This is a genomic window from Arthrobacter sp. UYEF36, from assembly GCF_040547025.1.
In the GTDB taxonomy this organism is placed as follows: Bacteria; Actinomycetota; Actinomycetes; order Actinomycetales; family Micrococcaceae; genus Arthrobacter.
The window spans coordinates 392,750-416,115 of sequence record NZ_JBEPOX010000001.1 but is presented as its reverse complement, the minus strand read 5'-3'; the positions used below and the strand labels follow the sequence as shown (position 1 = coordinate 416,115).

26 protein-coding genes are annotated in these 23,366 nt (G+C 67.6%); 11 read left to right on the top strand and 15 right to left on the bottom strand.

All coding sequences use genetic code 11. The features are described 5' to 3' along the window. Window positions 1-67: 67 nt before the first annotated feature. Genes ABIB29_RS02015 through ABIB29_RS02005 form a run of 3 tightly spaced genes read left to right on the top strand, consistent with a single transcriptional unit; the run spans window position 68 to window position 3,298 of the window. Complete coding sequence (locus tag ABIB29_RS02015) at window positions 68-1,351, top strand: magnesium transporter MgtE N-terminal domain-containing protein (RefSeq protein ID WP_354169589.1); 1,284 nt, start codon at window positions 68-70, stop codon at window positions 1,349-1,351. After that, the gene (locus ABIB29_RS02010; RefSeq protein WP_354169587.1) at window positions 1,332-2,120 is read left to right on the top strand and encodes a DUF1003 domain-containing protein; all 789 of its coding nucleotides are present in this window, start codon (window positions 1,332-1,334) and stop codon (window positions 2,118-2,120) included. Before ABIB29_RS02015 ends, ABIB29_RS02010 begins: the two co-directional genes overlap by 20 nt. Before the next feature lie 11 nt (window positions 2,121-2,131). Continuing rightward, window positions 2,132-3,298 (top strand): Mrp/NBP35 family ATP-binding protein, encoded by a 1,167-nt coding sequence (locus ABIB29_RS02005; RefSeq protein ID WP_354169586.1) that lies wholly within the window; start codon window positions 2,132-2,134, stop codon window positions 3,296-3,298. On the opposite strand, the gene ABIB29_RS02000 is transcribed toward ABIB29_RS02005, so the two are convergent. The 3 genes from ABIB29_RS02000 to sigE form a co-directional block, all read right to left on the bottom strand. Then, window positions 3,295-3,693, bottom strand: a complete 399-nt coding sequence (locus ABIB29_RS02000; RefSeq protein ID WP_354169584.1) for a twin-arginine translocase TatA/TatE family subunit — start codon at window positions 3,691-3,693, stop codon at window positions 3,295-3,297. The two genes, ABIB29_RS02005 and ABIB29_RS02000, sit on opposite strands and share 4 nt — an antisense overlap. An 80-nt stretch (window positions 3,694-3,773) precedes the next feature. After that, window positions 3,774-4,904 carry a hypothetical protein gene (locus ABIB29_RS01995; RefSeq protein ID WP_354169582.1) on the bottom strand — a complete coding sequence of 377 codons (1,131 nt, stop codon included), beginning with the start codon at window positions 4,902-4,904 and terminating at the stop codon, window positions 3,774-3,776. An 8-nt stretch (window positions 4,905-4,912) separates the two neighbouring features. Beyond that, the gene (sigE, locus tag ABIB29_RS01990; RefSeq protein WP_354169580.1) at window positions 4,913-5,548 is read right to left on the bottom strand and encodes an RNA polymerase sigma factor SigE; all 636 of its coding nucleotides are present in this window, start codon (window positions 5,546-5,548) and stop codon (window positions 4,913-4,915) included. A 316-nt stretch (window positions 5,549-5,864) separates the two neighbouring features. On the opposite strand from sigE, the gene ABIB29_RS01985 reads away from it, so the two are divergent. Then, window positions 5,865-6,497, top strand: a complete 633-nt coding sequence (locus tag ABIB29_RS01985; RefSeq protein ID WP_354169578.1) for an O-methyltransferase — start codon at window positions 5,865-5,867, stop codon at window positions 6,495-6,497. A 160-nt stretch (window positions 6,498-6,657) separates the two neighbouring features. Here ABIB29_RS01985 and ABIB29_RS01980 read toward each other — a convergent pair whose 3' ends face one another. The 4 genes from ABIB29_RS01980 to ABIB29_RS01965 all read right to left on the bottom strand — a co-directional run bounded on the left by ABIB29_RS01980 (window position 6,658) and on the right by ABIB29_RS01965 (window position 9,761). Next, entirely contained in the window at window positions 6,658-6,825 is a 168-nt protein-coding gene (locus ABIB29_RS01980) for a DUF3117 domain-containing protein (RefSeq protein ID WP_160664543.1), read from the bottom strand. 232 nt (window positions 6,826-7,057) lie between these two features. Next, complete coding sequence (locus tag ABIB29_RS01975; protein WP_354170273.1) at window positions 7,058-8,326, bottom strand: putative hexosyltransferase; 1,269 nt, start codon at window positions 8,324-8,326, stop codon at window positions 7,058-7,060. A 95-nt stretch (window positions 8,327-8,421) separates the two neighbouring features. Next, window positions 8,422-8,784, bottom strand: coding sequence for a DivIVA domain-containing protein (locus ABIB29_RS01970; protein ID WP_354169576.1), 363 nt, complete (start codon window positions 8,782-8,784; stop codon window positions 8,422-8,424). Window positions 8,785-8,828: 44 nt separating this feature from the next. Then, complete coding sequence (locus ABIB29_RS01965; RefSeq protein ID WP_354169574.1) at window positions 8,829-9,761, bottom strand: LOG family protein; 933 nt, start codon at window positions 9,759-9,761, stop codon at window positions 8,829-8,831. A gap of 204 nt (window positions 9,762-9,965) precedes the next feature. On the opposite strand from ABIB29_RS01965, the gene ABIB29_RS01960 reads away from it, so the two are divergent. From ABIB29_RS01960 to ABIB29_RS01945, 4 genes are all read left to right on the top strand, one after another. Further along, window positions 9,966-10,721: an amino acid ABC transporter ATP-binding protein gene (locus ABIB29_RS01960; RefSeq protein WP_354169572.1), complete on the top strand. Its 756-nt coding sequence runs from the start codon at window positions 9,966-9,968 to the stop codon at window positions 10,719-10,721. 58 nt (window positions 10,722-10,779) lie between these two features. Beyond that, window positions 10,780-11,661 carry a glutamate ABC transporter substrate-binding protein gene (locus ABIB29_RS01955; protein ID WP_354169570.1) on the top strand — a complete coding sequence of 294 codons (882 nt, stop codon included), beginning with the start codon at window positions 10,780-10,782 and terminating at the stop codon, window positions 11,659-11,661. Between the two features lie 98 nt (window positions 11,662-11,759). Then, complete coding sequence (locus ABIB29_RS01950) at window positions 11,760-12,410, top strand: amino acid ABC transporter permease (RefSeq protein ID WP_354169568.1); 651 nt, start codon at window positions 11,760-11,762, stop codon at window positions 12,408-12,410. Continuing rightward, window positions 12,407-13,243 carry an amino acid ABC transporter permease gene (locus tag ABIB29_RS01945; protein WP_354169566.1) on the top strand — a complete coding sequence of 279 codons (837 nt, stop codon included), beginning with the start codon at window positions 12,407-12,409 and terminating at the stop codon, window positions 13,241-13,243. The genes ABIB29_RS01950 and ABIB29_RS01945 overlap by 4 nt, the downstream gene beginning before the upstream one ends. A 163-nt stretch (window positions 13,244-13,406) precedes the next feature. Here the strand turns inward: ABIB29_RS01945 and dapE are convergent, their stop codons facing one another. After that, entirely contained in the window at window positions 13,407-14,561 is a 1,155-nt protein-coding gene (gene dapE, locus ABIB29_RS01940) for a succinyl-diaminopimelate desuccinylase (RefSeq protein ID WP_354169564.1), read from the bottom strand. Between the two features lie 82 nt (window positions 14,562-14,643). Between dapE and dapD the strand changes: the two genes are divergently transcribed. Continuing rightward, complete coding sequence (dapD, locus tag ABIB29_RS01935) at window positions 14,644-15,654, top strand: 2,3,4,5-tetrahydropyridine-2,6-dicarboxylate N-succinyltransferase (RefSeq protein ID WP_354169562.1); 1,011 nt, start codon at window positions 14,644-14,646, stop codon at window positions 15,652-15,654. Between the two features lie 68 nt (window positions 15,655-15,722). Continuing rightward, complete coding sequence (locus ABIB29_RS01930) at window positions 15,723-16,574, top strand: hypothetical protein (protein WP_502915535.1); 852 nt, start codon at window positions 15,723-15,725, stop codon at window positions 16,572-16,574. A 63-nt stretch (window positions 16,575-16,637) separates the two neighbouring features. Here the strand turns inward: ABIB29_RS01930 and ABIB29_RS01925 are convergent, their stop codons facing one another. The 5 genes from ABIB29_RS01925 to fdxA all read right to left on the bottom strand — a co-directional run bounded on the left by ABIB29_RS01925 (window position 16,638) and on the right by fdxA (window position 21,201). Further along, window positions 16,638-17,249, bottom strand: coding sequence for a hypothetical protein (locus ABIB29_RS01925; protein WP_354169560.1), 612 nt, complete (start codon window positions 17,247-17,249; stop codon window positions 16,638-16,640). A 57-nt stretch (window positions 17,250-17,306) separates the two neighbouring features. Continuing rightward, the gene (locus tag ABIB29_RS01920) at window positions 17,307-18,017 is read right to left on the bottom strand and encodes a TetR/AcrR family transcriptional regulator (protein WP_354169558.1); all 711 of its coding nucleotides are present in this window, start codon (window positions 18,015-18,017) and stop codon (window positions 17,307-17,309) included. Window positions 18,018-18,202: 185 nt separating this feature from the next. After that, complete coding sequence (locus ABIB29_RS01915) at window positions 18,203-19,486, bottom strand: citrate synthase (RefSeq protein WP_354169556.1); 1,284 nt, start codon at window positions 19,484-19,486, stop codon at window positions 18,203-18,205. Window positions 19,487-19,714: 228 nt separating this feature from the next. Continuing rightward, window positions 19,715-20,863, bottom strand: coding sequence for a succinyldiaminopimelate transaminase (dapC, locus tag ABIB29_RS01910; RefSeq protein WP_354169554.1), 1,149 nt, complete (start codon window positions 20,861-20,863; stop codon window positions 19,715-19,717). 11 nt (window positions 20,864-20,874) lie between these two features. After that, entirely contained in the window at window positions 20,875-21,201 is a 327-nt protein-coding gene (gene fdxA, locus ABIB29_RS01905; RefSeq protein WP_282384023.1) for a ferredoxin, read from the bottom strand. Window positions 21,202-21,368: 167 nt separating this feature from the next. Between fdxA and ABIB29_RS01900 the strand changes: the two genes are divergently transcribed. Next, entirely contained in the window at window positions 21,369-21,614 is a 246-nt protein-coding gene (locus ABIB29_RS01900) for a putative acetyltransferase (protein ID WP_354169552.1), read from the top strand. A gap of 199 nt (window positions 21,615-21,813) precedes the next feature. Here the strand turns inward: ABIB29_RS01900 and ABIB29_RS01895 are convergent, their stop codons facing one another. Both ABIB29_RS01895 and ABIB29_RS01890 read right to left on the bottom strand, forming a co-directional pair. Beyond that, window positions 21,814-22,623 (bottom strand): type IV toxin-antitoxin system AbiEi family antitoxin domain-containing protein, encoded by an 810-nt coding sequence (locus ABIB29_RS01895; RefSeq protein WP_354169550.1) that lies wholly within the window; start codon window positions 22,621-22,623, stop codon window positions 21,814-21,816. 342 nt (window positions 22,624-22,965) lie between these two features. Beyond that, window positions 22,966-23,343 carry a hypothetical protein gene (locus ABIB29_RS01890; protein ID WP_354169548.1) on the bottom strand — a complete coding sequence of 126 codons (378 nt, stop codon included), beginning with the start codon at window positions 23,341-23,343 and terminating at the stop codon, window positions 22,966-22,968. Window positions 23,344-23,366 lie beyond the last annotated feature (23 nt).

The window sequence follows — 23,366 nt, the reverse complement described above, 5'->3', positions numbered from 1 at the left end:
TTACCTATCCGGCTGGGCACCGGCTGTAAATTCAGCTAAAAGAGAGCGGACTCGGTAGCCTGTACACGTGAGCACAAATCTTTCGCGGGTGTTTGTTGCGCGCCTCCTCGGACTTGACGTCTTTGACCCACTGGGCGACCGTCTGGGCCGGCTGCGCGACGTCGTCGTGCTCTCCCGCGGAACCCGGGGCGCCCCGCACGTGGTGGGCATCGTCGTCGAGGTTCCCGGGAAGAAGCGCGTTTTCGTGCCGATGACCCGGATCACCTCGATCGACCAGACCCAGATCATCTGCACCGGGCTGGTGAACCTGCGGCGCTTCGAACAGCGCGGCGCGGAAACCCTCGTTGTGGCCGAGATGTTCGACCGCCGTGTCACGCTCGCCGACGGCAGCGGGGACGCCACGATCGAGGACATTGCGATGGACAAGCACCGCTCCGGCGACTGGTTTGTCAGCAAGCTCTTCGTCCGCCGCGGCCATTCCCTCTCCCCGCTGAGCAGGCTGCGCCGCAACGAGACCCTGATCATTGACTGGGCGGACGCGCAGCAGGGCGCGCGCACCGAGCCCCAGGCCGCCACCCAGTTCGTCGCGACCCACGAGGACCTCAAGCCTGCGGACTTCGCCGAGGCCCTGCAGGAGATGAGCGACAAGCGCCGCTTCGAGGTCGCGAGCGAGCTGCAGGACGAACGCCTTGCCGACGTGCTGCAGGAGATGCCCGAAGGCGACCAGGTGGAGATCCTTTCCGCCCTCGACGTGAACCGCGCCGCGGACGTGCTGGAGGAAATGGACCCGGACGACGCCGCCGACCTCCTCGCGGAACTGCCCAGCGCCCAGGCCGAGGAACTGCTCCAGCTGATGGAACCAGAAGGCGCCGACGACGTCCGCCGGCTGCTGGAATATGACGAGGACACCGCCGGCGGCCTGATGACCCCTGTCCCGGTCATCCTGCCCCCGGAAGCCACCGTCGCCGAAGCCCTGGCCCATGTCCGCCGTGAAGAGCTCTCCCCCGCCCTCGCGTCCTCGATCTTCATTGCCCGGCCGCCGCTGGAGACGCCCACGGGCCGGTTCCTCGGCGTGGTCCACATCCAGCAGCTGCTGCGCTTCCCGCCGCCCGAGCCGCTGGGCAACCTGGTGGACAAGACCCTGGAGCCGGTGTCTGACCAGGCCCACATCAGCGAGGTGGCCCGCACGCTGGCCACCTACAACCTCAACTCGCTCCCCGTCGTCAACAGCGACGGTCGGCTTGTGGGGGCGGTGACTGTTGACGATGTGCTGGATCATCTGCTGCCCGATGACTGGCGCGCCCACGAGGACGATGTCCCGATAAGGAAGCTTGGAGGCCGCATTGGCTGATAACAGCACATCACGGAACCCCCATGTCCGGCCGGGCAGCAAAGCGGCCAAGGGAGGCCTCGATACACCCCTGAGCGGCCGCCAGCGGATCCTGCCGAAGTTCTCCCCCAACCCGGACGCTTTCGGCCAGACCACGGAAGGCTTTGCCCGCTTTATGGGCACGCCGCAGTTCCTGGTCTACATGACGGTGTTCGTCGTCGTCTGGCTGGCCTGGAACACCTTCGCACCGGTGGAGTGGCAGTTCGATTCCCGGGCGCTCGGCTACACCCTGCTGACCCTGATGCTCTCGCTGCAGGCCTCCTACGCCGCGCCGCTGCTGCTCCTGGCCCAGAACCGGCAGGACGACCGTGACCGGGTCTCCCTCCAGCAGGACCGCCAGCGCGCGGAACGCAACCTCTCCGACACCGAATACCTGACCCGGGAACTCGCCTCGCTGCGGATCGCCCTGCGGGAAGTCGCCACCCGCGACTACGTCCGGGCCGAACTGCGCAGCCTGCTCGAGGACATGCTGGAAGCACAGGAGGAACTGCGCACCCACGATCCTTCCGCCGGGGTCCACGAGTCGCCGCGGGACAAGGTCAAGGAAAAGCTGAAGGAACGCCGCGACAAGCAGCGCAGCCCCCGGACCCAGCAGATCCCCCGGGTCAAGTCCGGCAGCAGGCACGAGCCCAGACCCGCCAAGAATCCCGACACCGCGCCGGACACGCTGCAAGGCGCCGGACCTGACAACGCCGGCGCGCCGGCGCACCCCGCCACCCCCGAGAACTGAGCCTTCATCCCATGTTCCCCAGCCAGGACAGCACCACCCAGGGCCTTGCCCCGGCCTCCCCTCTGGACGGGCCTGTGCACGCCGCCCTCGCCACCGTGATCGATCCCGAACTCCGCCGTCCCATCACCGAGCTCGGCATGGTGGACGCTGTAACGGTTTCCGACGATGGCCGGGTGCGGGTCTCGGTGCTCCTGACGATTGCCGGCTGCCCGCTGCGCGGAACCATCACCGCCGACTGCGAGGCGGCGCTGTCCGCCGTACCCGGAGTCACCGGCGTCGAGGTCGAACTGAAGGTCATGACGCAGGAGCAGCGCGACGCCCTCAAGGAGCAGCTGCGCGGCCCCGGCGGGCAGCGCGGGATCCCCTTCAACGACCCCGGCTCGCTGACCAGGGTCTACGCCGTCGCGAGCGGCAAGGGCGGCGTGGGCAAGTCCTCCGTGACAGTGAACCTCGCCTGCGCGCTGGCCGCCCAGGGGCTGCGCGTGGGGATCGTTGACGCGGACGTTTACGGCTTCTCCGTCCCGGCGCTCATGGGCATCACCCAGGCCCCCACCCGGGTGGATGACATGATCCTGCCGCCCGTGGCGTACGGGGTCAAAGTCATCTCGATCGGCATGTTCGTCACCGGCAACCAGCCGGTCGCGTGGCGCGGGCCCATGCTGCACCGTGCGCTGGAGCAGTTCCTCACCGACGTCTACTTCGGCGATCTCGACGCCCTGTTCCTGGACCTTCCGCCCGGTACCGGCGACATCGCCATCTCCGTGGCCCAGCTGCTGCCCAAGGCCCAGATCCTCGTCGTGACCACCCCCCAGGCTGCTGCCGCGGACGTGGCCGAGCGGGCCGGTGCCATCGCGACCCAGACCGGCCAGAGCGTCGCCGGCGTCGTGGAAAACATGTCGTACCTGGAAATGCCCGACGGCGGCCGGATGGAGCTGTTCGGAAGTGGCGGCGGCGCTGTGCTCGCCGAGCGGCTGTCCGCCACGGTGGGCACCGACGTTCCGCTGCTGGGTCAGATCCCGCTGGATATCCTGCTGCGGGAAGGCGGCGACTCCGGGGTTCCCCTGGTACTGGGCCGTCCCGAAACCCCGGCAGCCGTGGCGCTGCTGGACATTGCCGGGAGGCTCACCTCGGTCCCGCGCGGGCTGAGCGGAAAGCCGCTGGGCCTGCAGCCCAGCTAGGTCGCTTCGGAGTCGAAGGGCGCCGGCTCGCCGTCCGGCAGCCGTTCGACCGTGCGGGCCGGCGAGCGTCCCGCGGCAGCCGCGGAGGCCGCCGCCACGGTGGCTACCGCCGCCGGAGCACCGGCGCTGACCGGTTTGGTCTCATCGTCCAGCAGTGCTTCCTTGATGATCCGGCGCGGATCGTACTGCCGCGGGTCGTACTTCTTCCAGTCGACGTCATCGATGTCGATGCCGACTTCTTCCTTGATCTGTTCCCGCGCGCCCGACGCCATCCGGCGGACTTCCTTGACGATGTTGGCAAGTTTCTGGGTGTATTCGGGCAGCCTACTGGGACCAATCACCAGAAGGCCGATGATCAGCAGAAGTAAGAACTCCGGTCCATTGATTCCAAGCACTGTAGGAAGATTACCCTCTCAATCGGAGCTGGGACGATTCGGCCGTGACACAAGGTCCCGGCCCCCGGCTGATCCGCCCGTCACGGGGCCAGCAGCTCCAGAATCCTGCCCAGGCCGCGTTCCAGCCGCGCGGTGACATCGTTCCCGGCGCCGGACCCTGCCCCGGCCCCGGAGGCCGCCCCGGCGCCGTCGGTTCCGGCCTGCCCGGGGGCCCCGTCGCCGGCCGTCGCCGCTGCCGCGATGCGGGCCCGCACCAGGGCGGCCACGCCGTCGTCGTCCTGCTCCGCCGGCTGGTCCGACACATACGTGAAAGTGACATCGCCTGCCTGGTAGATGGCGGCGAAGGGTGCAGCATGGTTGACCCACAGAGTCCCGCGGCCCGACCCGTCGCCCGTCGCAGCGCTCCCCGCCGGCAGCGGTGCGGAGGTGAAGCCGTCCGACGTCGCCGGGTGGCCGGTGAGCACGTTGACCGGGACCGGCGGGACGGGTTGCGGCTTGCCGTCCGGGATGCCGGATTGCACGGGCTCAGCACCGCGCTGTGCGCCACGATCCTGTGCGCCATTGTGCTGTTCGAAGACGGTGGCGAAATGCCGGCCGTCGGTGAGACGCAGTTCCAGGATGTCGCCGCCGGCCAGTACCCCGGCCCTGGCCCAGACGAGGTGGTAGCCGAGATCGCGGAGCTCGGGGCAGGTCCAGCCTTCGGAGCGCAGGGAGGCGAGCTGGACTGCCGTGAGGGCTCCGTCCGGGGTGAAATCGGGTTCACCGGTGAGGCTCCAACCGGTGGGCGTCCCGGCTCCGGCCTCGATGGCGGCAGCAGCCCCAGAGGCAGCGAGGTCCCGCTGCAGGAAAACGGAGGCCGGCGCTCCGCCAGCCGTGGGGGCGGGGTCTGCACCCATCAGGTAGGCCGATCCGCCGAGCAGCGCGGTGGCAGCGGCCGCCGTCCCGGCCACGAGCACGGCTGCCCGGAAGACCGGACGGACTCCGCGGGTCGTGTCCGGGCGGGGTGCCGGCTGTTCATTCCGGGCCAGTTCCGCGGTGCGGGCCAACAGCCGGGCGGTCAAGTCAGTGCTCGCCACGGGCACCTCAGCGCCGCGCAGCCGCTCCAGGTACTGGCGTTCCCGGCGCTGCTTCAGCCGGCATTCCGCACACGATTCCAGGTGCCGGGGCCGCCGTTCATGGCGGCCGCCGAGCAGACGTTTCAGCAGACGCATCGCCTGGTTCAGAGGAGACCGGCGATGCGCGGCATCGTCAGCCGCGGTTTCAGTGAGGCCTTGGCGGGTTGCTGCGGCCGCGGGTCGCGGTGCGCAAGCTTCTCCCGCAGCATGGTGCGGCCGCGGTGGATCCTCGAGCGGACGGTGCCGAGCTTGATGCCAAGCGCGACGGCGACCTCGTCGTAGGAGAGCCCTTCAAGGTCGCACAGGACGACGGCGGCGCGGAAGTCCGGGGGAAGTTCCTCCAGCGCGGCCTGCACGTCGATGTCAAGGTTGTTGAATTCGAAGCTCTGTTCCGGGCCGGGTTCGCGTCCGGGCAGACGGGATTCGGCGTCGTCGGCCAGTGCGTCGAAGCGGATCCGGCTCTTGCGCCGCGCCTGGTCCAAAAAGAGATTGGTGGTGATCCGGTGCAGCCACCCGTCGAGCGTTCCCGGCTTGAAGTTCTCGAGCGAACGGAAGACACGGACGAACACTTCCTGGGTGAGGTCCTCGGCGTCGTACTTGTTGCCGGTGAGCCGGTACGCGAGGCGGTACACCTTCGCGGAGTGGTTGGTCACCACTTCCTCCCAGGTGGGCCGGACCCACTCCGCCTCCGCCGGAGGCTGGGACTCTTCAGATGCAGGGACAGCTGCCACTACCGACATTGTCCGCTCCCCTCGTGGATGGTGCTTACGCCGTGGACGGTGCTTGCGGCTGCAAGCTCCTGCATCCTTAATTCGGCGCCGATCACCTCGCGGATGAGCGGACATCCATCATTTCAAAACAAGCTGGGAATTTCCTGACGCCGGGGGGCCTTCCGCCCAAGGCGGAACCGGCCGCCGATGCCGTGGCATCACGCCGCGGGCGGGGCCCGGCGCGGGCCGCACTGTGACCGCCGCAGCAGGGGCGCCTCCCGGCGGGTCACCGCCTGACACAGTACGCTGGAGGGAACAACCCCCTGCCGCCCAGAAAGCGAAATCCATGAGCGCCGATAAGTCCACGAGCTGGTCCTACGCAGAAGATCTGCCTGCCGAGGATGAGGTCCTGTTGCACGCGCGCGAACGGTCCTTCGAGCTGGGCGTCACCCCGGTCGGCCCGGGCGTCGGAGCGGTGCTGACCGTGCTGGCCGCCGCTTCAAAAGCCCAGACCGCCGTCGAAATCGGCACCGGCGCGGGCGTCTCCGGTGTCTGCATCCTGCGCGGCCTGGGTCCGCATGCCGTACTGACCACCATCGACGTCGACGTCGAACACCTAAAAGCCGCACGGGAGGCGTTCCAGGAAGCCGGCAGCCCTGCCAACCGCACACGGACCATTTCCGGCCGGGCCCGCGACGTCCTCCCCCGGCTGACGGACGCCGCCTACGACCTGGTCTTCATCGACGCGGACAAGCCGAGCTACCCCGACTACGTGGAACAGGCCATCCGCCTGCTCAAATCCGGCGGCCTGCTGATCGTCAACGATGCGCTGGACAAGGACCGCGTCGCCAACCCGGCCGCGCGGGAGGCCACCACCGTGATCCTGCGCCAGGTGGGCAGGGCCATCCGCGACGACGACCGCCTCGCGTCGGCGATGCTGCCCACCGGCGACGGCCTGCTGGTCGCCGTCAAAAAGTAACTGTCAAAAAGTAACCGTCCAAAAGTAGCCGTCCAAAAGTAGCCCTCGGGACCTCCCGGTCCAGGGCAGCGGGCACCTCCGCCAACGGACAGCAAGAAGCGGGCGGGGTCCGCAGCCGTTCGGCTGCGGGCCCCGCCCGCTGTCTAAGAGTTCTGTGAAGCTATTCGGTAACGCCGACGAGGCATTCCTTCAGGTTGGCAGCTTCGGCGGAATTGAGTTCGACCACGAGCCGTCCGCCGCCTTCGAGCGGAACACGCATGATCAAGCTTCGTCCTTCTTTGGTAACTTCCATCGGGCCGTCGCCGGTGCGTGGTTTCATTGCCGCCATAAGGAATATCCCCTCCATTAGTCCAGTGACATACCAGCCCGGCCGGGCTGCGTCCGCTTAGTCAATCAAGCTGCCCGGAGGCCGTGATGGGTGACATCAGGGCCATATACTCAGTTTGCTTCTTGTCCTTGCTTACCAACTATTATCGCGTAACAACGCGGCTGTAGCTAATCGTTGGACTTTCCGACGCGCCGCGTCCTGCCGGGCCGGCAGCCGCCAAAGGTGCTGTGCGTCACGGCGGATAGTCCCCTCCGCCGGGCAGCGGAGCCCAGGCCCACAGCCACACGATCCAAACAATCTGCAGCAGCACGAACATGACCACCACCGTGCCGCGGTAGGCGCGGGACCGGGAGATGAGGGCGGCGCTGAGGGCCAGCGGGAACAGCGGAAGCAGCATCCGGAAAGTGCTCGTCTGAGGGTGCAGGAACAGCAGCAGATAGCCCATGTAGCAGGCGCACCACAACCGCAGTTCCGTGCCCAGCGCCCGCACCGGGCGGCTCATCATGAGCAGGGCGAACAGCGCCACGAAAATGAAAGGCGCCAGTACACCCAGCACCGGCCCGAAGAGCAGGATGCCCGTGTCGAACCAGGGTTTGAACGGCACCAGGTCGTGGCCGCGCCAGACGGTTTCGGTCTTGGTGTAGGCGCGGATGTCCCCGGTGACAGCCCAGGCGATCCCCGGCCACATCAGGGCGGCCATGCCGCTTACCGCCGTCAGCCCGGCGAGGGCCCACACCTGGCTGCCGGTATGCGGCACGACGCCGGGCGCCCCGCCGCCCGCCGCACCGGGGTCGTCCCCGCGTGCCAGGCGGCGGGACGCCGCGTAGTGCTGCCACCCCCGGTGGAGGAACAGCAGCCCCACCATCGCCGCGAACGGCACGCCGGTCGGCCGGGACAGGCACATCAGCACGACGACGGGCAGGGCCCACAGGTAGCGGCGTGATACCACCAGCAGCAGGGCCGTGGCCAAGAGGAGCAGGTTAAGCGACTCGGCGTAGGGCACCTGGAGCACCGGGGATACCGGGAAGGTGGACACGAACACCGTTCCCCAGAGCGCAGTCCGGTGCGAGGCCCTGTGCCGGAACAGCCTGTAGATGACCAGTGCCGCGCCCAGCCCGCAGACCATGGCGATGAGCGTCAGGCTGAATGCCGGGGGCAGTCCGGTTATCCCCGCGACCACCCGGCCGAGTACGGGAAAGAGCGCATAGAACGCCCAGGCGTTCTCCTGGACGTTTCCGGCGTCATCGGTCGGCAGGACTTCCGGGTAGCCGTTCCGGAGGATCTCGCCGTACCAGCGGGCATCCCAGATATTGACGAAGGACCAATAGTCCGGCTTGGCAGGAAACCAGGGGTTGATGCCCTGGTGCAGGGCGGCGGCCATGAAAATGCAGGCACTGACAAGCCGGGCCGCGACGTAAAGGCCGCCTACCTGGACCCACCAGGGCCAGCGCGCCGCCCTGGCCGCCGCTGCTGCGACGCCGCTGAAGGCCGCGGCGGTCAGGTCCCGCGGCCCGTGGCTCCCGGTTCCGCCCGCGGAATCCCCGCGGCTGCGCCGCTGCTCCGCCGCCGGACTCTGCGCCTGTGGGGGGTCGCTGCTCACGGGGTCCGGCCCGGTTCCTGCCGGCGGCGTCCCAGTTGGGCCCCGAGGTCCGCGATTTTCCGGTCTTTGGTGGCGAGCTGGTCCCGCAGTTCGTCCAGCACCTGGTCCACCTGGTCCATCCGGTAGCCCCGCAGGCCCACGGCGAATCGGAGACGGTCGACGTCGGCCGGCTCCGCCTCGGCCGGCAGCAGCACCGGCGGGAGGTTAGCGACCGGCTGGTCGAACCCGTCGTCGAGGGCGCGCGGTGCGCCCGCGTTCTCCCCGCGGCGGCCGCGGAAGATGCTGGACGCCCGGCCGGTGCCGAGGAGGAACGCGGCGCCGACGAGCGCAATCGCCAGGAAGACCAGGAAGTAGCTCACTCCCCCATCGTGCCAGACGGCGGAGGGTCCGACGGGCGGGCCTGTCAGCCCCGCGTGCCGCCGGCGCCCCCGGTACCGGAACCGTTGCCGGTGGTGCTGCCGTTGGGGTTCCGGTGCCGGGCGGCACCTTCCACCACGAGCTCCACGGCGAGCGCCGGATCGTCCACGACCTGCAGCAGATCCAGATCCTCCTCGGACATCATTCCCTCGGCCACCAGCGTGGTCTGGATCCACTCCACCATGGGGCTCCAGAACGCTGTTCCGATCAGGACAATCGGAAAGGAGGTCACCTTCCGGGTCTGGACCAGGACCATCGCTTCGAAGAGTTCGTCCAGCGTGCCGAGGCCGCCCGGCAGCACGATGAACCCCTGGGCGTACTTCACGAACATGGTCTTGCGGGCGAAGAAATAGCGGAAGTTGATCCCCAGGTCCACCCACTGGTTCATCCCCTGCTCAAAGGGCAGTTCGATGCCGAGTCCCACGGACACCCCGCTGCCCTGGACGGCGCCCTTGTTGGCTGCCTCCATTGAGCCGGGACCTCCGCCGGTGATCACTGCCAGCCCGGCTTCGGCCAGTTGGCGTCCCACCTCGACGGCGAGTTCATAGTTGGGGCTGCCGGGCACGGTCCGCGCCGAGCCGAAGACGCTGACCGCCGGGCCCAGGTCGGCCAGCGCTCCGAAGCCTTCCACGAACTCGCTCTGGATCCTGAGCACGCGCCACGGGTCGGTGTGGACGAACTGTCCGGGTCCCTTCGTGTCCAGCAGGGTCCGGTCCGACATCGTGACCCTGGCGGCTTTGCGCCGCAGCTCCAAGGGACCCTTATGCCGGATCCCGGCCGGGGCCGGAATGTCGCGGTCTCCGCCGGCGGTCTCGGCCGCACTGTTTCCGGCTGCCTTCCCGGCTGTTTTTCCGGCTGTTTTTCCGGCTGTTTGTCCGGCCACGGCCGGGTCTTCCACGTGCTGCGGATCGGTACTCATGCCCACAGGTTAGCGCGGATACCCGTCCGCGCCAGTCCGGCACGGCGCGGACGGATGGCGCCCGCGTAAAAGCCCCCGGCCAGCCCCGCAGAATACCGGAGGACGCCGCAGGCAGCCTGACCTGCAGGTATCTCTTGAATCACGATCTGTAGGAAGTCGGAGTGATTGCAGTCATAATCCGCCGATGTTCGCTAGATTCTTCTTATGACTACTCAAGTGCCCGGCGATGCCCTCGTCTCCCTGAATGCCGTCAATAAGCACTACGGCCAGTTGCACGTCCTGAAGGACATCAACCTGAATGTTCGCAAGGGCGAGGTTGTTGTCGTCATCGGACCGTCGGGTTCCGGCAAGTCAACGCTTTGCCGTGCCATCAACCGCCTCGAGACGATCGACGACGGCGTCATCACGATCGATGGCAAGGTGCTGCCCGAAGAGGGCAAGGAACTCGCCAAGCTGCGCGCCGACGTTGGCATGGTCTTCCAGTCGTTCAACCTCTTCGCCCACAAGACGATCCTCGAGAACGTCACGCTCGGCCCGATCAAGGTCAAGGGCCTCTCCAAGTCCGAAGCCGACAAGGACGCCATGGCCCTGCTGGAGCGCGTCGGCGTCGGGCACCAGGCGCCCAAACTTCCGGCCCAGCTCTCCGGTGGCCAGCAGCAGCGCGTCGCGATCGCCCGCGCCCTGGCCATGAAGCCGAAGGTCATGCTCTTTGACGAGCCCACCTCCGCGCTGGACCCGGAAATGATCAACGAAGTCCTCGACGTCATGATCCAGCTGGCCAAGGAGGGCATGACCATGATCGTGGTCACCCACGAGATGGGCTTTGCCCGCAAGGCCGCGGACCGCGTGGTGTTCATGGACGGCGGACAGATCGTCGAGGACGCCACCCCCGAAGAGTTCTTCACCAACCCCAAGAGCAGCCGGGCCAAGGACTTCCTCTCCAAGCTGCTCACCCACTGAACCCTGACGAGTTCTCACCCTGGCCGCCGCGAGGCGGCCGTCCAATGAAAGGAATGTCATGATGGCATTTTTGACCCGAAGGAAATCCCTTCTGGTTGCCGCATCAGCAGCTCTGGCCCTCAGCCTGAGCGCCTGCGGTGGCAGCACCTCCACTTCCAACCCGCCTGTTGCCGAGAAGCCGAGCTTCGCTGCCGATACCACCATGGCCAAGCTTTCGTCCGCCGGCAAGATCGTCATCGGCACCAAGTTCGACCAGCCGCTGTTCGGCCAGAAGGGCCTCGACGGCAAGCCGGTCGGGTTCGACGTCGAAATGGGCAAGCTGATCGCCGGCAAGCTCGGCATCCCTGCCGACAAGATTGAGTGGGTGGAGACCGTCTCCGCCAACCGCGAGCAGTTCCTCAAGCAGGGCAAGGTCGACATCATCGTCGCCACCTACACGATCAACGACAAGCGCAAGACCGAAGTCGACTTCGCCGGCCCGTACTACGAGGCCGGCCAGGCACTGATGGTCAACAAGGACAACACGTCCATCACCAAGCCCGAAGACGTCAAGGGCAAGAACGTCTGCTCCGTGACCGGTTCCACGCCGGCCGGCACGATCGTCGAGGAGTACGGAGCAGTCCTCGTCCCGGCAGCCACCTACTCCGCCTGCCTCGAGCCGCTGCGCAACAAACAGGTCGAAGCGATCACCACCGACAACGTCATCCTGGCCGGTTTCGTGGCCAAGGAGCCGGACGCCTTCAAGCTGGCCTCGGATGAGACCTTCACCAAGGAGCCCTACGGCATCGGCCTGAAGAAGGACGACGCCGCCTTCCGCACGTGGATCAACGACCAGCTGGAAGCCTTCGACAAGGACGGTTCCTACAAGAAGGCCTGGGAAGACACCGCCGGCACGGTCATCAAGACCGCTCCTGCACTGCCCACGATCGACCGCTACTAGTCCGGTGTGGCGGTTGCCGGGGCGCGCGCCCGACGCGGCTCCGGTAACCGCCATTCCTGTCTCCCGCCCCACTTCCCTCAAGGCAGCCTAAGGAACCTATGGACGTCATCATTGAAAACCTTCCCGCGTATGTGGACGGTTTTCTCAGAACCCTCTTCCTGTCCGTGGTCTCGGGGATCTTCGCACTGATTTTCGGCACGTTGCTTGCAGCGGCCCGTGTCTCGCCCATCGCCGCCCTGCGCGGCTTCAGCATGACGTACGTGGAGATCGTCCGGAACACCCCGCTGACCATCGCGTTCTTCTTCGCCGCCGTGGTCCTGCCCCGGCTCGGGGTGACGTTCCAGCAATTCGAGGTCGCCGCCATCATCGCCCTGAGCGCCTACACCTCGGCCTTCATCGCCGAAGCGGTGCGCTCCGGTGTCAACAGCGTCCCGGTCGGCCAGGCCGAGGCCGCCCGCAGCATCGGCATGAAGTTCAGCCAGGTCCTCACCCTGATCATCCTGCCGCAGGCCCTGCGCACGGTGATCCCGCCCATGATCAACATCCTCATCGCCTTGGTGAAAAATTCCTCCGTGGCCGGCGCCTTCTTCGTCCTGGAGCTCTTCGGCTACGGCCGTCAGCTCGCCAACGCCAACGGCGACGCCGTGCTGTGGGTCCTCATCGGCGTCGCGTTCTTCTACCTGCTGATAACCGTCCCGCTTGGCTATTTCGCCAACCTGGTTGAACGAAAGGTGGCGATCGCCCGATGAGCTCGGTCCTTTACGACGTCCCCGGCCCCAAGGCCCGCCGCGTCTCCCTGATCGGTTCCATCATCGGCACCGTGGCGATTGCCGGGCTGCTCTGGTGGGCCATCTCCATCCTCGCGCAGCAGGGCATTTTCGAGGCCGAACGCTGGGCCGTCTTCCAGATACCCGATGTCTGGGCGCTGATCGGCAACGGTATCGTAGCCACCCTCACCGCCGCGGCGGTCGCTGCGGTGATCGCGTTCCCGCTGGGGCTCGTGCTGTGCCTCATGCGCATCTCCGATGTCGCCTGGATCCGCATTCCCACCCGGATCGTGCTGGAATTCCTGCGCGGCATGCCCGTGGTCCTGATGATGTTCTTCGTGCTGCTGGTGTTCGCGACCGGGTCGTTCGTCGCCGTCGTCGCCGGCCTGGTGCTCTACAACGCGGCAATTTTCGCCGAGATCATCCGCGCCGGCATCCAGTCCCTGCCGAAGGGCCAGCGCGAAGCCGGTCTGGCCATCGGCCTCACCAGCTTCGCCTCCCGGCGCAGCATCGAACTGCCCCAGGCGATCCGTCGCATGCTGCCGTCCCTCGTGGCGCAGCTTGTGGTGCTGCTGAAGGACACCTCGCTGGGCTACATCGTGTCCTACGAGGAGCTGCTGCGCAAAGTGCAGATCATGGCCGACTTCCTCGGCCCGGACTACCTGTTCCCGGTGTTCTTCGTGGCGGCAGCCATCTACATCGCCATCAACTTCTCCGTTTCCCGGCTCGCGATCTGGATCGAGAAGCGCGGTTCCAAGAAGGCCGCCGGCGGCGTCGTGCACGTACCGGTCGCAGGCATCCCGGCCACCAAGTAGGTCCCCGGCCCGCGGCCTGCTCCCGGCCGCCCCGCACGAAGAAAGGTCCGGAATCCCGCGAGGGGTTCCGGACCCTTTCTGTTGCCTGTATCTTGGCGCGGTTCCGCAGCGGTTCCGCAGCGGTCCCGCCCGGGGGGTACCGACCGGGGTGGCGCCTGCGGCGTTAGGCCGTGAGCCAGCTCCGCAGCGCCCGCAGGCATTCGCGGATCGCGTCGGCCTCGACATGTTCGTTGTCCTTGTGCGCCAGCAGCGCGTCGCCGGGCCCGAAGTTCACCGCCGGGATGCCCAGTTCGCTGAAACGCGCGACGTCGGTCCAGCCGTATTTGGGCTTCGGCGCGGCACCGACAGCGGCGACAAAGGACGCTGCGGCCGGGTGGTTAAGGCCCGGCCGGGCACCGGCGGCGCTATCCGTCCGGACGACGTCGAATCCCGCCAGCAGGTCCCGCACATGCTGCTCCGCCTCATCCGGAGTCTTGTCCGGTGCGAAGCGGTAGTTGATCTCCACGACGCACCGGTCCGGAATGACGTTGCCGGCAGTCCCGCCGTTGACCTTTACGGCGTTAAGGCTTTCCCGGTAGTCCAGTCCGTCCACGGTGATGGTCCGGGGCTCGTAGGCCGCGAGCCGGGCCAGGATCGGCGCGGCGGCGTGGATCGCGTTGCTGCCCATCCAGGCCCGGGCGGAATGCGCGGCTTCGCCGACCGTGGTCGCCTCGAAGCGGATCGTGCCGTTGCACCCGCCCTCCACGGTCCCATTGGTGGGCTCGAGCAGGATCGCGAAGTCCCCGCCCAGCAGGTGGCCGTGGTTCCGCACCAGCCGGCCGAGCCCGCTCTTGACGGCCTCGACTTCCTCGTGGTCGTAGAAGACAAAGGTGACGTCCTTCTCCGGCTCCGCGCCGCCGTCGAACAGCCCGGCGGCCAGCGCCAGCTGGACCGCGACGCCGCCCTTCATGTCGGTGGCACCACGCCCATACAGGATGCCCTCGCCGGGCGAGCCGGAGGGCCAGTAGGACGGGACGGTCCCGAGGGAGCCCTCCGTGGTCGGCAGGGGCACCGTGTCCAGGTGCCCGGCCAGGATGACCCGTTCGGTGCGGCCGAGGTTGGTGCGGGCAATGATCGAGTCGCCGTCGCGGACCAGCTCCAGCTGCGGGATGGAGCGGAGGGCATGCTCCACGGCGTCGGCCAGTTCCTTCTCCTCACCGGAGACGCTGTGGATGTCGATGAGCCTGGCGGTCAGCAGCGCCACGTCCTGGCGCAGGTCCAGGCGGGCAGCGGCGTGGGGGCGGGTGTTCGGTCGTGAGTTCAGGTCCGGGGCAGTCACCGTCCCACTTTATCCGCTGTGCGCGCCGGCTGGACTGTCGTGGGTTTCGGGGAGGGCGGGCGCCGTCTATAGACTTGGGGGCATGACTGAAACCGCTTCTTCCGCTGTGCCCGCAGACGCCCGCTCCGCCTATGGTTACGGCGTCGCCACTATCGCCACCGGCAACGGTGGCGCCACCGTGCTGGACGTCTGGTTCCCGGCACCGGCCCTCGGCACCGCGACGGAGAGCCTCCGCGACGTGGCGAACGCGGACCAGTCGCTGCTGGACATCGCCGCGACCGGGGCCGACGCCGACCGCGGTACCGAGCAGAAGGTCGTGTTCGCCCAGATCCACCTCGACGAGGCCCCGGCCGACACCGCCGACGCTTACCTGCGCCTGCACCTGCTCTCGCACCGCCTGGTCCAGCCGAACAGCATCAACCTGGACGGCATCTTCGGCAAACTCCCCAACGTGGTGTGGACCAACTTCGGGCCCGCCGCCGTCGAGGGCTTCGAACTCACCCGCGCCCGGCTGCGCAAACGCGGCGCCGTCACCGTCTACGGCGTGGACAAGTTCCCCCGCATGGTCGACTACGTCATACCCTCCGGCGTGCGCATCGCCGACGCCGACCGGGTCCGCCTCGGCGCGCACCTGGCCGAGGGCACCACGGTCATGCACGAGGGCTTCGTCAACTTCAACGCCGGCACCCTGGGCACGTCCATGGTGGAAGGCCGCATCTCCGCCGGTGTCGTCGCCGGCGACGGGTCCGACGTCGGCGGCGGCGCCTCGATCATGGGGACCCTGTCCGGCGGCGGCAAGGAAAAGATCTCCCTGGGCGAGCGTGTGCTGCTGGGCGCCAACTCCGGCGTGGGCATCAGCATCGGCGACGACTCCGTCGTCGAGGCCGGCCTCTACGTCACGGCCGGAACCCGCGTCCGCGTGGTCGGAGCCAAAGACGCCGACGGCGAGGACACCAGCCGGATCGTCAAGGCCGTGGAGCTCTCCGGCGTCCCGAACCTGCTCTTCCGCCGCAACTCCTCCACCGGCGAGGTTGAAGTCCTGCCGCGCAAGGGCCAGACCGTCGAACTCAACGAGGCCCTGCACGCCAACTAAGGTTGGGTGCGGACAGCCAACCGTTAGTTGCATGTACCGGCCCCGGACGGGCCTGAGGGAGTAGTTTCGTGGCACGCAGAGGCAGCTTACGCCGTTGGATTGTGCTGCTGCTGACCCTGGTCATGGTGGCGGGCGGTATTTACACGGCGGTGGCGTTCGTACAGCGCTCGGAAGTCCTCATCACCGAACGCTGCACGGCGGTGGGCGGCGGCAGCGCCCAGCTTGCCACGGACCAGGCGGCCAATGCCGGCCTCATTACGGCCGTCGCGGTCCGCCGCGGACTACCGGCCCGGGCCGCCAGCATCGCGCTGGCCACGGCCATGCAGGAGTCCAAGATCCGGAACATCGGCCACGGGGACCAGGCCGGCCCGGACTCCCGCGGGCTCTTCCAGCAGCGCCCCTCGCAGGGCTGGGGCACCACGGAGCAGGTGATGGACCCGTACCACGCGAGCAACGCCTTCTACGATGCCCTCGTGAAGGTCCCGGGCTACCAGACGCTGGAAATCACTGACGCCGCGCAGCGGGTCCAGCGTTCCGCTTACCCCGAAGCCTATGCCCAGCACGAGGTGATGGGCCGCGCCTTCGCCTCGTCGCTGACCGGCCAGACGGCCGCGGGACTCGATTGCACGTTGCGCGACCCTGACGCGGCCGGCGACCCGGCGACCGTGCAGGAGCGCCTCAGCTTGGACTTCGGCGCCGTGACGGCGTCCGCGGAGGGCGGCACCCTCGTGCTGGAAGCCGAGGGCGACCGGGCGTGGGCCGTGGCGCAATGGGCGGTTGCCAACGCCAAGGCCCTCTCCATCACGGAAGTCCAGGCGGAGGGTCGCAGCTGGACCCGGCAGGACCGCAATGGCTGGCAACCCTCCGAAGTGCCGGCGGGACAGGTCAGGGTCACCGTCGCCGGGGCCCCGGCGCAGTAGAAAGCCCCGGTGCGTGTCCGGGCTCGTTTACCGACTCGTGTACCAGCTCGTTTCCGGGCGGATTCAGACCAGTAGGTCCACCACCGGCTGCACATAGCTGCGGAACAATTCCGGCTGGGACAGCAGATCGGAGCTCATAATGATCTTGTCCGGCTCCAGATACCAGGCCCGCGGCTCAGCCAACGGCAGTTCGATGATGGTCAAGCTGAAATCATTGGCGGCGCGGCCCACCTCCAGCAGCCGGTCGTCCACCATGTCCTGCAGCAGTTGCACCCCGCCGGCAGCTTCTCGCTCCGCCTCCAGGGCCAGGTACTCGCCACGGCGTTCCCGGGCCCAGGAGAGCGCCGCACCAAAATGGGCCTGCAGCACGCGCCGCAGGGCCGGTGAATTACTGAAGTCGCGGAATCCGGGCGGACCCAGTTCCGGCGACATCTCGGGATGCGCCTTGAGGAGCTGCTCCCACCAGGCTTCCCATTCGGTTTTCAGCGCGCTGAGTCCACCCACTTCCGCAATGAGGTGGGTGTGGTCCGCGGGCCGGATCTTGGGTGCGGCGTGGCATAGGACCGGATGCCCCGCGCTGTCCAGGCCGGTGGCGTCGCGAACGTACAGTGCAATGAGCATGGGACCCGAAGTGTCCATGGTGATCCGCCAGCCCGGCCCGCCTGTGTGGTGCATCCAATTGCCTCCTTGGCAAGACGTACGTTTCCAGTGTATTCCTCAAGTTAACGCACGTTAATGCCTGCCAGCGTAGCTGCCCAGTCCGTTGAGGTGGGACTCCAACACGTCGCTGCACATCTGCGCGGTCATCCATTCCGGCTGCAGCAGGGCGTGCAGGGTGAGCCCGTCCAGGGTGGCCAGCAGCCGTTCCGCCTCGGTAACCAGGCGCTGCTGGTCCGGGGCCGCGTCGGCGGCGCCGTCGTCGTCGGCGCCCGTGGCGGCGCCGTCGTTGTCGGCGCCTGTGGCGGTGGCGGCCGCATCCGGCCCGACCCCGGAGGACAGTTCCAGCACGAGCCGCCCGACGATCGCGGCCACGGCGCGGTGGCTCCGGTCCGCTTCCGGGGCGAGGAACGGCTTGGTCCTGGCCGCGCTTTTGAAGGCCATCCAGACGCAGGCGTCGACGGCGCGCTCCTCATCCAGGGGGAGAAACTCACCCAGCAGGGTTAACACGCCCTGGTGGTGTTCCGGGGTCCCCGGCTGGACCTCCGTGAGGCGCTCGTCGGCCGCCGTCAGCCGGCGGACGATCCGGTCCACGACGACCCCGAAGGAATGGGCCAGAAGCTCGTCGCTGCTGGCGAAGTAGTGCCGGACCGATCCGACCGCCAGCTCCGCCTCGTCGGCGACTTCGCGGAGCGAGGCCCTTTCGAGGCCGTCTGCTGCGACGATCCGGAAGACCGCTTCGACCACTTCCTGGCGCCGCAAAGCGGCGTCGACAAATTTGGGCATTCGTCTTTTTTAGCACAGATGTGCCCGAACGGCGGCGGGCCACACCGGAGGGCCGTCTCCCCGCCACGGCGACGGACCGGCCGCGCGTTCATCCGCCCGCTCGGGCACCGTCCCCGCAAGCAAACGACGCCGGCCGCGCACCCTGTGGGGTGAGCGGCCGACGTCGTACGGGTGGTCCTGGTGAGCTACACCGAAGGGTAGTTGCGCTCCGGCTCGCCGATGTAAAGCTGCCGCGGGCGGCCGATTTTGGTGTTCGGGTCGCTGATCATCTCGCGCCACTGCGCGATCCAGCCCGGAAGGCGGCCGATCGCGAAGAGCACGGTGAACATCTTCTCCGGGAAGCCCATCGCCTTGTAGATCAGTCCGGTGTAGAAGTCCACGTTCGGGTAGAGCTTGCGCTGGATGAAGTAGTCATCATTCAGGGCCTTCTCCTCAAGGCGCAGTGCGATCTCCAGGAGTTCGTCGTTGCCGCCGAGCTTCGTGAGGATCTCGTGGGCCGTGGCCTTCACGATCTTGGCGCGCGGGTCGTAATTCTTGTAGACGCGGTGTCCGAAGCCCATGAGCCGGACGCCGTCCTCCTTGTTCTTGACCTTCTCCATGTAGTCCTCGGGCTTGGTGCCGTCGGCCTGGATCTGGCGCAGCATCTTCAGCACGGCCTCGTTGGCGCCGCCGTGGGCGGGTCCGAAGAGGGCGTTGATGCCGGCGGACACGGAGGCGAAGAGGTTCGCGTTGGAGGAACCAACCAGCCGGACCGTGGAGGTCGAGCAGTTCTGCTCATGGTCGGCGTGCAGGATGAGGAGCAGGTCCAGCGCCTTGGCGACGACCGGGTCAACCTCGTACTGCTCGGCCGGGAGGCCGAAGCTCAGGCGCAGGAAGTTCTCCACGAGGTTGTGGGAGTTGTCCGGGTAGAGCATGGGCTGACCGATGCTCTTCTTCAGGGCGTACGCCGCGATGACCGGCATCTTGGCCAGCAGCCGGTAGGTGGAGACTTCCACCTGTTCGGCGTTGAACGGATCCAGCGAGTCCTGGTAGAACGTGGACAGCGCGGACACGGCCGAGGACAGCACCGGCATCGGGTGGGCGTCGCGCGGGAAGCCGCTGAAGAAGCCCTTGAGCTCCTCGTGCAGCAGGGTGTGGTGGCGGATCCGCTGGTCGAACGCTTCCAGCTCCGTGGCGGTCGGCAGGTTGCCGTAAATCAGCAGGTAGGAAACTTCCAGGAAGCTTGAGTGCTGGGCGAGCTGCTCGATCGGGTAGCCGCGGTACCGCAGGACACCGGCGTCGCCGTCGATGTAGGTGATGGCGGAGGTGGTTGCTGCGGTGTTCATAAAGCCGGGGTCGAAGGCAACGGCACCGGTCTGCTTGAGCAGCCTGGAAACGTCGTAGCCTTCGTTTCCTTCTACAACCTGGATGCGCGGGAGTTCGAGCTCGCCGCCGGCATGGCGCAGGGTTGCGCTGGTGGTCTCAGTCATGGAGTCTCCTCTGAGGCGTAAGGGCCTCTGTAGAAAGCTGGTCCAACTTTTGGTGAAGCCGCCCACGGAACCTGTTTTAGCCACGGATTCCAACGGCTGCGCTGCCTTCTTGTGGAAAGCCACCATTGATAGTCAGTTAAAAACTACCGCCAGTTTCCAGGTGGCACTAATCCGCCGCCATCCGGAACCGCCCAAAACGCGCCAGTTGTGGCACGTGTCACAGCATTGTTACGCCCCTGTGGCCAGACGGGAGGCTGCAGCGTCGATCCGCTCATCGCTGGCGGTGAGCGCGACGCGGATGAATCCGTTGCCGGCGTCGCCGTAGAACACGCCCGGGCCGACGACAATGCCGCGGTCCGCGAGACGGCCGACTGTGTCCCAGGTGGCTTCACCAGCGGTGGCCCAGAGGTAGAGCCCGGCCCGGGATTCGTGGATGGTCAGACCGAAGCGCTCCAGCGCCGGCACGATCCGTTCCCGGCGCCCGCGGTACAGGTCCTTCTGCGCCTGGACGTGGGCATCGTCGCCGAGGGCAACCCGCATGGCTTCCTGGACCGGGTACGGAACGATCATGCCCGCGTGTTTGCGGCTGTTGACCAGGTTCGCCATGATGGCGGGGTCCCCGGCGACGAAGGCGGCGCGGTAGCCGGCCAGGTTGGACTGCTTGCTCAGCGAGTACACGGCCAGAAGGCCCTCATGAGAGCCCTCCGCGACCTGCGGGTCCAGGATGCTGGGCACCGGGGAGCCGCCGCGCTGGAGGTCCCATTCGCCCCAGCCGAGTTCGGCATAGCACTCGTCGGAGGCCACGACGGCGCCGAGCTCGCGGGCCTGCCGGACGATCCGGCGCAGCGATTCGGCGTCGCGCACGCTGCCGGTGGGGTTGGCAGGGGAGTTGATCCAGACCAGGCGCACCCGGGCGCGGGTGGCGGCGTCGAGCTCGTCCAGGTCATCCGCGGCGATGTGCTCGGCACCGGCGAACGTGGCGCCGATGTCGTAGGTGGGGTAGGCGACCGTGGGCCGGACGACGACGTCGTCCGGTTTGAGGCCGAGCAGGAACGGAAGCCAGGCCACGAGCTCCTTCGAACCCACGGTGGGCATAATGTCCTGCGGATCCAGCCCGGGCACCCCACGGCGGCGCTCAAACCAGGCCGCGACGGCTTCCCGGAGCCCGGCCGTGCCGTGAACCGTAGGGTAGCCGGGGGCGTTCGCCGCTGCGCGCAGGGCATCCTGCACCATTGCGGGGGTGGCGTCCACCGGGGTGCCGATGGACAGGTTCGCGACGCCCCCGGGGTGTTCGGCAGCCCGGGCGATATACGGCGCCAGGGCTTCCCACGGGTAGTCGGGCAGGTTGAGGCCGAAGCTGCGCAGCGCGGAAGTCACCGGCGCCCGCCTCAGTTCTCTTGGTTCTGCGGCGGCAGGGCGGCGATCATCGGGTGGTCGGTGTGGGTGTTGCCGACCTTCGCGGCCCCGCCCGGGGACCCCAGGTCATCGAAGAATTCAACGTTGGCCTTGTAGTAGTCGGCCCATTCCTCGGGGGTGTCATCTTCGTAGTAGATGGCTTCGACGGGGCAGACCGGCTCGCAGGCCCCGCAGTCCACACACTCGTCGGGGTGGATGTACAGGGAACGCTCACCCTCGTAAATGCAATCGACGGGGCACTCTTCAATACATGCCTTGTCCTTGACATCTACACACGGCTGCGCGATTACGTACGTCACGTCCCTGGCCTCTCCACGTTGGTTCCGGCGGGTGCCGGATCACTGCTCCCGGCCTGAGCGCCGGGCTGCTGACTTCTGAGCCTATTATCTCCCAGCCGGTTCCCGCGAACCTAGCCGGGCGTCACACGGGTCCGCACTCAGGAATCCAACGGACCTAGTATGAACGGGTGAGTCCCTCAAAACCTTCGCCCCAAGAGTTCCTGGCTGCCGCCGAGCCCGGCACCCGCGTGGTGGTCAGGTACCGGATTGCGAACGGGCTAACGGACGCCCTGGGCGAACTGGTGGCACGCACCGAAGACGGCTGCACCATCCGCACCCGGCACTCCGACGTCGTGATCCCGCTGCCGCTGGTGGTGGCCGCCAAGCAGGTCCCGCCCCCACCGCCACGCCGCGCCCCGCGCCAGCAGCAGTAGGCACCCCGTCCCCGGCCCGGTGGACATGCCCTCCCCCGGCCTCTGCCAATGGACATATGGCCACTATGTCCATTCATGGGCGCACACGTTGGGCATGTCCACGTGGTCCGGTCCGCGGACGCTGGACATGTCCAGCCGCAACTGTGAACGCTGGACCGGGGCAGAGAGTGAACCGCAATCCCGGAGGACATGTCCAGGGCTAGGCCGCAGCGGAGATCGTGTTAAGCGCGTCGCGGACCATAGCGATGAACTCGTGGGGCCGGTTCAGCAGTAGCGGGTAGCTGACCACAAGCGTCGGGATGCCAAGGCGGGTTGTGACGTTCCACCGTCGCCGGTCCTCCTCGAAGCTTGGCCGGTCCATGTGGAAACCTGCTCCGTCGGTCTCAATGCCGAGCCTGCCGTCGACCATGAGATCGATGTGGCCCATGCCGGGGATGTTGACCTGGGACTCCACATGGAACCCGGCCCTCCGCAGCCAGTACCGGGCCATGCACTCAATGATGGACTGGGACTGCGGGACGATCCTGTCCATCAGCCGGCGCTCCCTCGCGTCGTTGCGGCCAGCCAGCCGCTGCCGCAACCCCGAGAGACTTAGGCCTTTGACGACGACGGCGGATTCAGCAATGACGAGGCCGTCGAGTTCGGGCAGGCATCGCAGGCTTTGGACGACCGTGTCCAGCAGCGTGGGCGGCGCGGCGGACCGGTGGCAAATGAAGCCGGGATAGCTGCGGCTGTGGGTGATCGCAATGTGGGGTTGCCCGGGTGGTTCGAGCACCCAGAGGCCCTGGAATTGCGCCGCTGTGGCGCATGCGGGCTCGGCCGGAAGCGAGCGGATGGCGACAAGCTGGGCATCGGCGCCGGGGACGGCGTACACGCCGCGGGCCACCCGGGACACGGCGCCCCGGGCCAGGGCGGACTTGAGCTGGAAGTCCGAGACGCCCGCGGCAGCGAGGTGTTTGGCGCGGGCGACGCCGTCGTAGTTTGAAAGTACTTCAGTGACATTGACCATGCGGACAGCGTGGCGCCGAGGCCTCACGCTGGACCAGTGCCTCGTCCGGCTATGTGGAAAAGGACATGCGCTGCGCACCGGGCCGTTTGGGGACATGCTCCGTGGACGGGAAGGTGCTTGCCCGCGGTCTGCGGTGGGCATGTCCGCGGGCTGCGCGCGAGGACTGGACATGTCCCCGGCTGCGGGCAGCGCGAGGAAGAGGCATGTTCCGCAGCGGGTGCAGCGGATGGACATAGTGCCGTTATGCTCACCCTTGGCCGCGAAAAATGGGCATGTCCTGCGGGGCGGAGGGCGAAAAATGGGCATGTCCCCCCGGGGCGGGGGTGTGCGGCGGCAGTGGGCCTAGGCTTGGGCTGGGCGGTAGCGGCGGCACCAGGCCAGCATGCCGATGGTGACCACCGCGATGCCGTAGATCCAGAGGTTCCCGGCCAGGTCGCCGATGATCAGGCGCTTTCCGTTCTCCAGGGTGGACCACCAGCCTGCCAGCGCGTAGCAGACCGCGCCGCAGACCGCCGTCGGGAGCGCGGAACGGAATGTGGCACCGAGCCACAGTTCGATGGCTCCCAGCAGCACCAGCGCGGCGGCAGCACCCCAGGGCACCTCTACACCTGCGACCAGGACGTCCCGCCCGTGCAGCATCGTGCCTGCGAGGGCAGCAAAAAGAGCTGCCGGCACGGCGGCGGCAATACCGCCTGCCATGCCGGCAGCTCTCTTATTCACAAACGATCCGTTGTTTCAGCGGA

What these genes read in the sequence shown, in the direction of transcription:
- ABIB29_RS01950 (WP_354169568.1), top strand. Translation starts at nt 11,760, where the DNA reads ATGGACGTCATCATTGAAAACCTTCCCGCGTATGTGGACGGTTTTCTC.
- sigE (WP_354169580.1), bottom strand. Translation starts at nt 5,548, where the DNA reads ATGTCGGTAGTGGCAGCTGTCCCTGCATCTGAAGAGTCCCAGCCTCCG.
- ABIB29_RS01915 (WP_354169556.1), bottom strand. Translation starts at nt 19,486, where the DNA reads ATGACTGAGACCACCAGCGCAACCCTGCGCCATGCCGGCGGCGAGCTC.
- dapD (WP_354169562.1), top strand. Translation starts at nt 14,644, where the DNA reads ATGACTGAAACCGCTTCTTCCGCTGTGCCCGCAGACGCCCGCTCCGCC.
- ABIB29_RS01955 (WP_354169570.1), top strand. Translation starts at nt 10,780, where the DNA reads ATGATGGCATTTTTGACCCGAAGGAAATCCCTTCTGGTTGCCGCATCA.
- ABIB29_RS02005 (WP_354169586.1), top strand. Translation starts at nt 2,132, where the DNA reads ATGTTCCCCAGCCAGGACAGCACCACCCAGGGCCTTGCCCCGGCCTCC.
- ABIB29_RS01895 (WP_354169550.1), bottom strand. Translation starts at nt 22,623, where the DNA reads ATGGTCAATGTCACTGAAGTACTTTCAAACTACGACGGCGTCGCCCGC.
- ABIB29_RS01995 (WP_354169582.1), bottom strand. Translation starts at nt 4,904, where the DNA reads ATGCGTCTGCTGAAACGTCTGCTCGGCGGCCGCCATGAACGGCGGCCC.
- ABIB29_RS01985 (WP_354169578.1), top strand. Translation starts at nt 5,865, where the DNA reads ATGAGCGCCGATAAGTCCACGAGCTGGTCCTACGCAGAAGATCTGCCT.
- ABIB29_RS01965 (WP_354169574.1), bottom strand. Translation starts at nt 9,761, where the DNA reads ATGAGTACCGATCCGCAGCACGTGGAAGACCCGGCCGTGGCCGGACAA.
- ABIB29_RS01925 (WP_354169560.1), bottom strand. Translation starts at nt 17,249, where the DNA reads ATGCACCACACAGGCGGGCCGGGCTGGCGGATCACCATGGACACTTCG.
- ABIB29_RS01980 (WP_160664543.1), bottom strand. Translation starts at nt 6,825, where the DNA reads ATGGCGGCAATGAAACCACGCACCGGCGACGGCCCGATGGAAGTTACC.
- ABIB29_RS01945 (WP_354169566.1), top strand. Translation starts at nt 12,407, where the DNA reads ATGAGCTCGGTCCTTTACGACGTCCCCGGCCCCAAGGCCCGCCGCGTC.
- ABIB29_RS01920 (WP_354169558.1), bottom strand. Translation starts at nt 18,017, where the DNA reads ATGCCCAAATTTGTCGACGCCGCTTTGCGGCGCCAGGAAGTGGTCGAA.
- ABIB29_RS01960 (WP_354169572.1), top strand. Translation starts at nt 9,966, where the DNA reads ATGACTACTCAAGTGCCCGGCGATGCCCTCGTCTCCCTGAATGCCGTC.